The following is a 1058-nucleotide window of genomic DNA, read 5'->3' on the forward strand; positions in this document are numbered from 1 at the left end:
ACGTTCTTCTTCGCCGCGGCGTCTGATGTCTTGTTCGTCACCACTGACCACAATGGATGGCTGACGCTACATGATGAACATGTACCCACGTCTGCAACCACTTGGTTGTTGACTTTGGTCACGGCTGAGGCATTCACCGTGGCACTGTAGGTGAAGGTGTGGTCACCAATCGATGCACCTGTGGCCAACGTACAGCTGATTTGTTGACCCGTTGCGGTACAACCTGCTGGCAACGTACCGACGGTTAAACCTGTACCCAAGGTATCGCTCAAGACCACATCACGTTGTGTTGCATTGCCTGATACTGTGGTTTTTAAGGTGTATTGAATCGTGTCACCAACCGCTACTGAGGTGCCTGCGGCGGGCGATGCGGTTTTAACCGTATCCACTTGAACGGCACTGTAAATCGCTTTACACAAGACTTTGGCGCCAGCGTACTTGCTCGATACAGTGAAGTCCTCACCGAATGACACGGTCTCATCTGGATTGACCCCATCCGAGCAGGTCCATTTCAATGAAGAAACATAATTCAATGCATTCGATGTGTTCAAGAACGCAGGAGTCGGCATCTTCGCAATGTCACCAATAACCGCCAATACACTGACTGAGGCGACACTGTTGGTACCTGTACTCACAGCTTTAAAGGCTGGAATCTTGTTGGTTAAACCACCCGTTTCAGGGACGCTGACCGTTTCGCCCACCAACGCATTGATCCAGTCCACTTGCAAGGTCACTTGTGCGGTTTGAATCGCAGGTGTGGCTTCACACGCATTGGCTTCTTTAACTGTACCCGCAATGGTCATTTGGGCATTGTTGAACAAGCCGTTGCCTGTTGAAGCGGTACATGCGTTATTGCTGGTTGAATCGGTCGCAGCGACTTTAACGCGTACGGCAATGTCGTAGGTTTCTGTCGTTGGTGTGGCGGTTGAACCTGCGGCGATGCTTTCGTTGCTGATAATCGACGTGTTGGTGCCTGAACCTGTGAACGCGCTGTTCACGGTACCGCTGACATTGCTGCCTTTGGTGATGGTCGGTGTACCAACAACGCTGACATCAGA

1 protein-coding gene is annotated in these 1058 nt (G+C 51.3%); it reads right to left on the bottom strand.

Annotation, left to right across the window (positions count from 1 at the left end; all coding sequences use genetic code 11):
* A partial coding sequence (locus tag DFR44_RS11350) for an isopeptide-forming domain-containing fimbrial protein (RefSeq protein ID WP_133621675.1) occupies positions 1-1058 on the bottom strand: 1058 nt, incomplete at both ends.

The sequence above is a fragment of the Hydromonas duriensis genome, from assembly GCF_004363775.1.
GTDB lineage: Bacteria > Pseudomonadota > Gammaproteobacteria > Burkholderiales > Burkholderiaceae > Hydromonas > Hydromonas duriensis.